Source organism: Kitasatospora sp. NPDC059577, from assembly GCF_042735475.1.
In the GTDB taxonomy this organism is placed as follows: Bacteria; Actinomycetota; Actinomycetes; order Streptomycetales; family Streptomycetaceae; genus Kitasatospora.
The window spans coordinates 60,194-69,373 of the sequence record NZ_JBHWBZ010000002.1; the positions used below are offsets into that span (position 1 = coordinate 60,194).

Sequence of the window (9,180 nt, forward strand, 5' to 3'; positions counted from 1 at the left end):
GAGTGATCACGGCGGGGCTGTTCCGGGTCATCGCCGACGAGCAGCCGGAGAGCCTGGCCGGCGTGCTGGAGGTGATCACCGGCGGCGACGTCATCTCGCCCGCCTCGGTCCGCCGGGTCCTCGACCACTGCCCCCGCACCGTCGTGCGCTGCGCGTACGGCCCGACCGAGACGACCCTGTTCGCCACCCAGCACCCGTGGACGGCGAGCCGGGACGTGCCCGCGCCGGTGCCGCTCGGCCTCCCGCTGGACGGCATGCGGGCCCACGTGCTCGACGAGTCGCTGGCGCAAGTCGCCCTCGGCGAGACCGGCGAGCTCTACCTGGCCGGCGCCGGGCTGGCCCGGGGGTACGTCCGGCGGCCGGAGCTGACGGCGGAGCGGTTCGCCGCCGATCCGTTCGGGCCCGCGGGGAGCCGGATGTACCGCACCGGTGACCGGGTGCGCCGACTCGACGGCGGCCACCTGGAGTTCGTCGGCCGCACGGACGGGCAGGTGAAGATCCGCGGCTTCCGGGTCGAGCGCGGCGAGATCGAGTCCGTCCTGGGCGAGCACCCCGGGGTGGCCCAGGCGACGGTGGCCACCCGGGTGGACCCGAGCGGAGAGACGAGCCTCGCCGCCTACCTGGTGGCGGTGTCGGGCTCCACGCTCGACCTGGCGGAGCTGCGGCGGCACGCCGCCGACGCCCTGGCCGAGTACATGGTCCCGGCGACCTTCACCGAGCTCGACCGGCTCCCGCTGACCACCAACGGCAAGGTGGACCACCGCGCCCTCCCCGAGCCGGCCCTGCCGACGGCCCCGGCCCGGACCGGCCCGCGCACCCCGCACGAGACGGTCCTGTGCGACCTGTTCGCCGAGATCCTCGGCCTGCCCTCGGTGGGAGCCGACGACAGCTTCTTCGACCTGGGCGGCCAGTCACTGCTGGCGACCCGGCTGGCGAGCCGGATGCGGGCCGTGCTCGGCGTGCGGCTGTCCATCCGCGACCTCTTCAGGAACCCCACCGCGGCGGCGCTCGGCCGGCACATCGAGGAGGGGCCCGGCTCCCGGGGCAGCGCCCTGGATCCGGTGCTGCGCCTGCGGCCGACCGGTGCCCACCCCCCGCTGTTCTGCGTGCACCCGGGCGGCGGCATGGCCTGGTGCTACGCCGGGCTCCTGCGGTACGTGCCCAAGGAGCGCCCGGTCTACGGTCTCCAGGCCGACGGCCTGAATGGCGTGGACGAGCTCGCCCCGGACCTCGACGCGATGGTCGAGGAGTACCTCGGCCGGATCCGTGACATCCAGCCCGAGGGCCCGTACCACCTGCTGGGCTGGTCCTTCGGCGGCAAGGTGGCCCACGCCCTCGCGGCGCGGCTGCGCGAGGCGGGCGAGCGGGTGGCCCTGCTCGCCGTCGTGGACGCGGGGTACGGCAGGCGTACGGAGGCTCCGGCCCCGCGCGAGCTGGTGGAGTTGGCCTTCGACCGGCTCCCGGCACTGCACGAGGAACCGGGCGACGGACCGATCCCCCTGCGCCGGATCCAGGAGATCCTCGAGGCGCAGGACAGCGCCCTGGCCGGCCTGGAGGAGCAGACCCTGGCCGCGCTGCTGGACATCACCGCGAACAACCTGGAGCTGGGCTCCCTCGAGGCGCTCGACCACTTCGACGGGGACGTGCTGTTCTTCGAGGCCGTGGACCGGACCGGTTCCCCCACCGGCCACGCCGCGCGCTGGGCCCCCTTCGTCGGCGGCCGGTTCGAGGCGCACGAACTCCCTTTCCAGCACGAGAAGTTGATGGGGCGCGAGGCACTGGCGGCACTGGGCCCGGTCCTCGGCCGCAGGCTCAAGAACCTCTGAACGGACGCGATCGGTGTTGTGCTGGTCGCTCTGCTTACCGCTGTGCTCGCTTCCGTGCTCGCCGCCGCGCTCAGCGCAGCCAGACCGGCCCCCAGGCCAGCGACTGGCCGCCCAGCAGCGGATCCGCCTCGACCCGGATGCCCCGGACCCACCGTCGCCGGACTGCCAGACACCCGAGGATGTCGGCGGCGAGGCGCCGCATCCCCTCCCCTCCCAACGCCCCGAGCAGCTCGTCGGTCGACGGCGCACCAACCCGGTGGCGCCGTTCGAGCGCGGTGGCGTGGCGCACCGCCTCGGCGGCGTGGGCGCCCCACGCCTCGGCCACCACGGTTTCCGACGGCCGGTCGCTGATCCTCGCGATCCGCCAGTCGCCCGGCAGTTCGGGGACCCGGTACACCGCGGCGACCCGCTCCGTGCCCGGGCCCTCGGTGACGACCGGGCCCTCGGTAGCGGCCGGGTCGGGATCCACCGCCCACCGGGCGAGCAGACCGAGCGCCCCGTCCAGCAGCCAGTAGCCCTCCGTCGGCCCGGCCGCGGCCACCACCGGGCCGTCGGGCCGCGGGCTTCGGCCCGGATACGGCTCGACGGCCCGTGTGCGCAGTCCGTCGAGCACGAGGGTGAGCGCGAGCCGTTCGTCCGGGTCCTCCCGGTGCGCGTCGAAGGCCTGCCCGGGGACGGTGAGCAGGCCGCTCCACCTGCCCAGCAGCGGTTCCGCGGCCCGCAGCGCGTCGCCCGGCGGCGGCTGGTCGAACGTCAACAGGTCCGTGAGCGTGCGGATCCCGCTCCAGGACGGCCGGGCCGGCGCGCCGGCCAGGTGCAGCCAGTCCACCGTGCCGTCCTCCCGGTGCACGACCGCGGCGCTCGTGTCGGGGGCCCGTGCACGCATCTCCCGGAGCGTGTCACGCACCACCAGCGCCGTGTCGGTGAAGCGCGGCCGCGCCGCCGCGCCCCGGACGGCCTGCCACCGGTCGGCGCGCCGGACGAGTTCCTCGTGCAGCTCGCCGGCCCGTGCACCGGTCGGCCCCAGAACGACGAGGTCGGGCCGGAGGGTGACAGGTACCCCCTGTACGTGGGTGAAGCGCGAATGTTCCTGGTGATTGCGCATGCTGACTCGACCTCGACGACTGGATCCGCCCCCGCGCGTCCCGTACCCGGGGATCACCGGTCGGCCAGGCAGCATTCCTCCTTCCCGCCCCACCCGCGATCAGCCGGGCGGACTCGTCCGGTGCAGCGAGATGGCCTGGGCGGGGCAGAGCTCGCGGGCATCCTCCGCGAGTGCGGCCTCGGCGTCGGCCTCGTCCACCCACCCCGTGACCGGCGCGGACCTGCCCTCGTCGAGCAGCTCGAACACCTCGGGGGCGATCGCCGCGCACTGGCCGACGCCCACGCAGCGGACCGGATCGACCTCGACCCGGATCACCGGGCGCTCCGTACGGTGGCCTCGGCAGCCGCCAGGGCCGTCACCTCGTCCTGCTCGACCTGCGCGTTCCAGACGGACTTGGACGACTGCCAGCCGTCCTCGTCCATGCCGAGCCGCCAGTAGCCGGAGATCGACAGCAGCTCCCGGGGCAGCTCGCGCTCGACCCGCAGGTGGTGGCGGAGCTCCTTGACGAAGGCCGCCTCCCCGTGCACGAAGACCTGCGGGTCGCCGTCCGCGAACTCCAGGGCCGTCACCCGCTCCACCAGGAGCTCGCCGACCCGGCGCGCGCCCCGGTGCAGCCAGACGACCTCGGCGCCGGGCGACGCCGCCATCGGCTGCTCCTCCGCCTGGTCCGCGACCTCGATGAAGGCCACGGCCTTCGCTCCCGCAGGCAACGACTCCAGGGCTGCGGCGATGGCGGGCAGCGCGCTCTCGTCACCCGCCAGCAGGTGCCAGGCGGCCGCCGGGTCCGGCGCGTAGCCGCCGCCCGGCCCGCCGAACCAGACCGTGGCACCCGGAGCCACCGACGCGGCCCACGGGCCGGCCAGGCCCTTGTCACCGTGCTGGACGAAGTCGACGGTCAACTCGCCGAGTTCCTGGTCCCAGTGCCGGATGGTGTAGGTCCGCGTCCGGGGCCACTGGGTGCGCGGCAGGTTCGCCCGCAGCTCGCCGGGGTTGCTCAGGTCCTGGCCCTCGAACCCCGGCGCCGGGAACAGCAACTTCACATAGGCGTCGGTGTTCCGGCCCACCGGCAGGTCCTTGAGCCCCTCGCCACCGAGCACCACCCGGACCATGTGCGGCGTCAGCCGCTCGGTCCGCAGCACCACCCCCCGGCGGGCCGTCGACTTCCTCGGCTGCCTACTGTTCGCCATGACGTACGTCCTCACTCCTGGTCACCTTGCTGGCCAGGAAGAGTCTCGACCACCACGCCCCGGCCCCGGGAGATGAAGAAGAGGTCATGCAGCTTGCTGCAATGGCGGGGCGCTTTACACGGAAACTCGGCGGATTGAAGACTCGTAATCGCCAACAGGCCACCGGGGCCCGTATCCGAGGGGGATTGGAAAACCATGAAGAAACTCAAGTCGGTCATCGTCACGATGGGCATCGCCACCCTGGCCACCGCCGCGTTCACCCTTGCCACGCCCGCCGCACAGGCCGTGACCCCGGCCTCCGGGGCCGTCGCGGGCCAGGTCCAGCCCCACCTGGACGATTCGACCGGCTGGGACTGATGCGGATTCTTTCCGCCGGATGATCGACCTCGTCGAATGCACGGGTAATTGGGTTATTCGGCGACGCCAATGGCATTGCCACCCCCCGGAAGGTGTGCGGGTTCCGGGGACCACGCGTCCACCGCGAGGACGCCGTATGTGTGGGTCCGGGCCACCAGGGCCGTCCGGTTGGGGACGTGCCAGCGGCGGCTGAGCCGGGCGAGGTGGTAGTTCACGCCGTCCATGGGGAGTCCGATCTCCTTGCCGATCTGGGCGGTGGTGGCGCCCCTGGCGGCGGCCAGGATCCGCGCCTCGGTCGGACTCACCTCGGCGCGCGGCGCGGGCGGTGGGGCGGGCGGTGGGGCCGGGAGCTCGGCGTGGGTGCGCAGGGAGAGCAGCAGGTTGGGCCTCTCCTCCGCGGTGTCGCTCACCAGCGCGACGTTCATCTCCCCGTGCCGCTCGATGCCGCCGGCGGCCGTCCACGAGACCCGGGCGTCGTACTGGGAGCGGCGGTGCAGCCGGACGGCCTCGGCGAGCACGGACAGCGTGGCGCCGTCCCGGAGGGTGAACAGGTCGAGGATCTTCCGCTGGAGCAACTGACCGGTCAGCGGGCCGAATTCGGCCGCCATCGCCCGGTTGGCGAGGATGATCCGGCCGCCGTACTCGAACTCGACGACGAGGACGGCTTCGGCGTCGACGAAGAGCAGGACGACGAGCACACCGGACAGCCCGGCATCGCCCGCAGCCGATTCGCCCGCCTCGCCCGCCTCGCCCGCAAAGCCGCGGCTGCCCACCACGACCGGCCCATCTGAACGTCTGGCCCAACGAAGACCAGTCGCACCCACCCGCCCGCGGATACCCCTGTCCCGTCCGAACGCGGGCCGATCGGCATCCGCACACTGTTGCTCCAACACTGGTAGGCCCGCACACCTCGCCCCTGCCGCCCCACATCGCCACCGTCGCCCATGCGCTGAACGCTTACCACGACAGGACCGCCTACACGGTGTCACTGATTGGCGGGGCTACGAAGCCCTCCCCGGCCCACTCCGAGGCCGTGATCCACGTCGCGGTGATCAACGTCCCATGACCCGCCGCGTCAGCGGCGGGAGCACCCCGGCTTGGCGCGGCGCCCGAGCCCCGAGAGACAGGGATCAAGCGCCCGGCTGGTCTCGGAGCGTCGGCTGCCCGTGCGCAGGGAACCTTCGACAGTGGGGCGACGGCGGTGAGGGGAGTCACCCGGGCTGCGGTCGCCCGCAGACCGCTTGGCCAGCTCTGACGACCCGGCTCCTGGCTCTTCGACGGATGGTCAGCCACCGCAGCTCCCCGGAGGTCGAGTGTGCCTACTGCAGGATGTTGATCGCGCGAGCGATCACCAGCGCGCCGATGCCAAGGGACGCCACCGCTTCCATCATCATCAACAGCTTGGCCCACCGCTTGATCGCGGAGATGTCGGTGGGGCTGAACGCGGTGGCGGTCCAGAAGGCCAGCACCAGATAGTCGGCGAAGATCGGTACCCAGGGGGTCGGCACGTAGCTCGCGTGCTGCATCTCCGGGAACACCAATGATGGATTCGCATACGGTTGGTGTGCACGAGCGGCGGCACCACCCCGATCCAGGTCCCAGAACCACAGCCCGAAGGTGATGACGTTCGTGGCCCAGATCACTCCGCCTGTGGCCAGCAGCCCGACGGCATTGTTGGCGAACAGCTTGTTGTTGGTCAGGATGTCGGCCACCAGGTGGGCGGCGGCGAACAGGTTCGCCATCGTCATGAAGGCAATGGCGATGCGGGTCGTGATCCGTAGCCATGGCTTCTGGCGATCGATGCGGCCCGGGTCTCCGATGATCAGCGCAGCCAGCAGTGCGAGCATGACCACCGGGACCACCCATGGGGGACTCACCCGGTATTTCGCGGGCAACACCACGTGGAGGAGCGCGGCAACCAGAATCGCCAGCGCCACCGGCCACCACTGCTCACCCCGCGCGGCGGCCTGATCCGGCGTCAGTGGGGGCGGAGCAACCGGGTTGAGGCCTGATGCCATGCCCCATTGTGACCTCGCCGGTTCTGCCGCCGAAGCAGTGACGCGCCGCCTCTGCGGCGCCGGCAGTTCCCCTGGGCCGCACGGAAGCGGATGCCGTCGTTGTGCACAGTTGAGCAGTTCCGGTAGCTCACGACCTGCCGACTCGGCTCGTCCGTGGTTCGCAGAGAGCCGCGTGGATTCTGCTGGCTCCGCTTCCTCCAACGGACCGTGCGAAATGACGGATCGAGTGGCTGCAGGACCGTGTCAGCAATTCACCCCTTCGGGGAGGCATACCGTTCCGGCGTGGCACCGAATGAGTGGAATGGGTATATCTGTAGCTATCTGCGGTGATTTGCAAGCCGGCAGTATGCACTGCGGCTTGACGGGAGTGGCCATGACAACGAAGAAGAACGGCCTGACGAGTGGGAAGCGTCATGCAGGGGCATCCACCCGGGACCCGAGGCCGGCGGCAGGGCCTCTGAGCCGGGCGGACCGGGTAGCAGTGGGAAAGGACGCCCGCAGGTCGGTGCCACTGGAGACGCATGGAGAGTTCCGGCCGGGCAGATCGCGGGATCCGGTCGGGCTGCTGTTGAGCCAGGCGGCCTCGCGGGTGCCGGAACTCGTGCCGGTACGGCACGGACGCATGCTGGTATCGCCGTTCACGTACTATCGCGGGGCCGCACTGCCGATGGCGGCGGATCTGGCTGCCACACCTACCTCAGGCCTGCGGGTCCAGCTGTGCGGAGACGCGCATCTGTCCAATTTCGGTGCGTTCGCCTCGCCGGAGCGGCAGCTGGTCTTCGACGTCAACGACTTCGACGAAAGTCTGCCCGGGCCCTTCGAGTGGGATGTCAAACGGTTGGCCGCGAGCCTGGTGGTGGCGGGGCGCGACAACGAGTTCTCCGACAAGGCCTGCCGCAAGATCGTCCTGGCGGCAGCGAAGGGCTATCGCAAGGCGATGCGCCGCTTTGCGAAGCAGCCGTTCCTGGACGTCTGGTACGCACACCTGGACATCGAGGAGGCCGTAGCAGAGTTCAGGTCCAAGTTGAAGGCGAAGAGGTTCAAGGCGGCCGAGGAGCTTCTGGCCAAGGCCCACACCCACGACAGCACGCAAGCGCTGGGCAAGCTCACCGCCATGGTCGAGGGTCGGCGGCAGATCGTCAGTGATCCCCCGACCATCGTCCCCGTGGAAGAGATTTCCAGCGATGTGCAGGCCGATGCGATCTACAAGATGATTCACACCGTGCTGGGCAAGTACCGGCGCACTCTGCAGTCCGACCGGCGACACCTGCTCGATCAGTTCACGCTGGTCCAGATGGCCCGCAAGGTCGTCGGGGTCGGCAGTGTCGGCACTCGCGCCTGGATTGCGCTGATGGACTCCGGAGACGGCGTCGAGCCGCTGTTCCTGCAAGCCAAGGAGGCCCAGCCCTCCGTCCTGGTGAAGTATGCCGGGCACAGCGAGTACAGCAACCAGGGTGAGCGCGTCGTCGCCGGACAGCACCTCATGCAGGCCCAGAGCGACATCTTCCTCGGCTGGACCCGGGTCACCGGTGAGGACGGGGCGGACCGTGACTTCTACGTGCGGCAGTTGCGGGACTGGAAGTTGTCCGCACCGATCGAAATGATGCTCCCATCGGGCATGGCGGTGTACGGCCGGCTGTGCGGTTGGACCCTGGCCCGAGCGCACGCCCGATCCGGTGACCGGGTCGCGCTGGCTGCCTACCTCGGCGGCTCAGACCGGTTCGACCAGGCCATCGCCGACTTCGCCGAAGCCTACGCCGACCAGAACGAAGACGACTTCGCCGCCCTGCAGACTGCCGTGAAAGAGGGCAGGGTCGAAGCCACCACCGGAATCTGACGTGTTCCGTCCTGCGCCTTCCGTCTGATCTTGGGCAGGCCGCCCGCTCTGGCCTCATCCCCCTGGACTGAGCACTGCGGCAAGCGCCTGGACCTCCTCCATCGACAACCAGGAGGACGACACCAGGTCGAAGTACCCGAGCTCCGGCGCATCCGGCAAGCGGAACACCAGGGCGATCTCCGGCTTCGGCCCTCGCCCGGCCCTGGACGCCGCGCGACGTTGGGGCCACGTCGGTGGGCACCCGCACGGCGTCCCTTCGGCACCTGTCGTCTCCACGAAGCGGATGCCGTCGCACATGTGCATGCCCCGCCGCCCTCGCATGACCATCCTGGACGACAGGGAGTGGGCTCCGTCGACCGAGATCGTGAACTCGTCCCGTCCGGTCTGCAGGTCGTGGACATTCGTGGCCTCCGAAGCGGTCCGCGCTTCCGTCGCCCCGACCAGTGGAGCCAGGACCAGAGCCGCCTTCCTCGAAGCCGTGGCAATACGCCATCCCGGTTCTCCGGCAGGCGCGGCGTGTACCGGGCCGCTGCCCAGGTGGAAGCGGCCGAGCATCGGCCCGAACTGCGGATCGCAACGACCGCGTCCTTCCCGGTCGGTGGCGAGTGCGGCGGCGGACGTTCGAGCAGGGGACACCGAGGCCTCCGGGAATCCGGTGGTGCAGGACTCCCTTATGGTCCGGAGTACCGGTGACTTGGCGCGGCCGAGCTGCGCTGGTAGCGCGACGCCCGGAGCAGGGGTTGAGCTGTGGGGGGGCGGGGCGCCGGCCCCCCACCCCCCCCCACAACGGCGCGGGTGCCGGCGCCCCCCCCCGCGGGGTGTCGTTTAAACAACAGACACGGCCCCCCAC

The 9,180-nt window shown here is 71.0% G+C and carries 9 protein-coding genes; 3 read left to right on the plus strand and 6 right to left on the minus strand.

Annotation, left to right across the window (positions count from 1 at the left end; translation table 11 throughout):
* The first annotated feature begins 2 nt into the window (after positions 1–2).
* A complete protein-coding gene (locus tag ACFV0O_RS02880) occupies positions 3–1,826 on the plus strand; it encodes a thioesterase domain-containing protein (RefSeq protein WP_380335464.1) in 1,824 nt (607 codons plus the stop codon).
* Positions 1,827–1,896: 70 nt separating this feature from the next.
* On the opposite strand, the gene ACFV0O_RS02885 is transcribed toward ACFV0O_RS02880, so the two are convergent.
* From ACFV0O_RS02885 to ACFV0O_RS02895, 3 genes are all read right to left on the minus strand, one after another.
* Complete coding sequence (locus tag ACFV0O_RS02885; RefSeq protein ID WP_380335467.1) at positions 1,897–2,931, minus strand: hypothetical protein; 1,035 nt, start codon at positions 2,929–2,931, stop codon at positions 1,897–1,899.
* Between the two features lie 99 nt (positions 2,932–3,030).
* The gene (locus ACFV0O_RS02890; protein ID WP_380335470.1) at positions 3,031–3,246 is read right to left on the minus strand and encodes a ferredoxin; all 216 of its coding nucleotides are present in this window, start codon (positions 3,244–3,246) and stop codon (positions 3,031–3,033) included.
* Positions 3,243–4,118 carry a siderophore-interacting protein gene (locus ACFV0O_RS02895; protein WP_380335473.1) on the minus strand — a complete coding sequence of 292 codons (876 nt, stop codon included), beginning with the start codon at positions 4,116–4,118 and terminating at the stop codon, positions 3,243–3,245. Before ACFV0O_RS02895 ends, ACFV0O_RS02890 begins: the two co-directional genes overlap by 4 nt.
* Positions 4,119–4,313: 195 nt before the next feature.
* Here ACFV0O_RS02895 and ACFV0O_RS02900 point away from each other — a divergent pair, with 195 nt between their 5' ends.
* A complete protein-coding gene (locus ACFV0O_RS02900) occupies positions 4,314–4,475 on the plus strand; it encodes a hypothetical protein (RefSeq protein WP_380335476.1) in 162 nt (53 codons plus the stop codon).
* A gap of 53 nt (positions 4,476–4,528) precedes the next feature.
* Here ACFV0O_RS02900 and ACFV0O_RS02905 read toward each other — a convergent pair whose 3' ends face one another.
* Both ACFV0O_RS02905 and ACFV0O_RS02910 read right to left on the minus strand, forming a co-directional pair.
* Positions 4,529–5,251, minus strand: coding sequence for a helix-turn-helix transcriptional regulator (locus ACFV0O_RS02905; protein WP_380335478.1), 723 nt, complete (start codon positions 5,249–5,251; stop codon positions 4,529–4,531).
* 543 nt (positions 5,252–5,794) lie between these two features.
* Positions 5,795–6,493, minus strand: a complete 699-nt coding sequence (locus ACFV0O_RS02910) for a hypothetical protein (protein ID WP_380335480.1) — start codon at positions 6,491–6,493, stop codon at positions 5,795–5,797.
* A 505-nt stretch (positions 6,494–6,998) separates the two neighbouring features.
* On the opposite strand from ACFV0O_RS02910, the gene ACFV0O_RS02915 reads away from it, so the two are divergent.
* Positions 6,999–8,330 (plus strand): DUF2252 domain-containing protein, encoded by a 1,332-nt coding sequence (locus tag ACFV0O_RS02915; RefSeq protein WP_380335483.1) that lies wholly within the window; start codon positions 6,999–7,001, stop codon positions 8,328–8,330.
* Positions 8,331–8,384: 54 nt separating this feature from the next.
* Here the strand turns inward: ACFV0O_RS02915 and ACFV0O_RS02920 are convergent, their stop codons facing one another.
* Positions 8,385–8,885 carry a hypothetical protein gene (locus ACFV0O_RS02920; RefSeq protein ID WP_380336012.1) on the minus strand — a complete coding sequence of 167 codons (501 nt, stop codon included), beginning with the start codon at positions 8,883–8,885 and terminating at the stop codon, positions 8,385–8,387.
* Positions 8,886–9,180 lie beyond the last annotated feature (295 nt).

Coding starts and splice junctions, on each gene's coding strand:
- ACFV0O_RS02910 (WP_380335480.1), bottom strand. CDS start 6,493: ATGGCATCAGGCCTCAACCCGGTTGCTCCGCCCCCACTGACGCCGGAT.
- ACFV0O_RS02900 (WP_380335476.1), top strand. CDS start 4,314: ATGAAGAAACTCAAGTCGGTCATCGTCACGATGGGCATCGCCACCCTG.
- ACFV0O_RS02885 (WP_380335467.1), bottom strand. CDS start 2,931: ATGCGCAATCACCAGGAACATTCGCGCTTCACCCACGTACAGGGGGTA.
- ACFV0O_RS02920 (WP_380336012.1), bottom strand. CDS start 8,885: ATGCTCGGCCGCTTCCACCTGGGCAGCGGCCCGGTACACGCCGCGCCT.
- ACFV0O_RS02895 (WP_380335473.1), bottom strand. CDS start 4,118: ATGGCGAACAGTAGGCAGCCGAGGAAGTCGACGGCCCGCCGGGGGGTG.